The organism is Brevundimonas sp. P7753, from assembly GCF_013386595.1.
Classification (GTDB): Bacteria; Pseudomonadota; Alphaproteobacteria; order Caulobacterales; family Caulobacteraceae; genus Brevundimonas; species Brevundimonas bullata.
The window spans coordinates 1-300 of the sequence record NZ_JACARP010000271.1; the positions used below are offsets into that span (position 1 = coordinate 1).

1 protein-coding gene is annotated in these 300 nt (G+C 54.7%); it reads right to left on the minus strand.

Annotation, left to right across the window (positions count from 1 at the left end):
• Positions 1–300 (minus strand): glycosyltransferase (locus HX774_RS19540; RefSeq protein WP_178829041.1); only part of this gene is annotated, 300 nt, incomplete at both ends.

Here is a 300-nt window from a genome sequence, read left to right on the forward strand (position 1 = left end):
CAATATAGTGTGCATACCCGCACACTTCCGTCACCAGAACCGGTAATCCAGAAACGATAGCTTCCAGCAGAACAATCCCAGCCGCTTCCTGGACCGCAGGATGGATCAGTATATCGGCTGCAGCCATCAGCTCGGCAACGTCATCTCTGCCTGAAAAGAACTGCACGTTATCTGCAATTCCAAGCTGCCGCGCCCTGGCTTCGAAACGGCCGGGTTTATCCTGCCCTACGACCAGAAAACGCGTTCTTTTGCGCAAGGTTTCCGGCAACACGGCTATCGCCTCCAGCGAAAGAAACACGC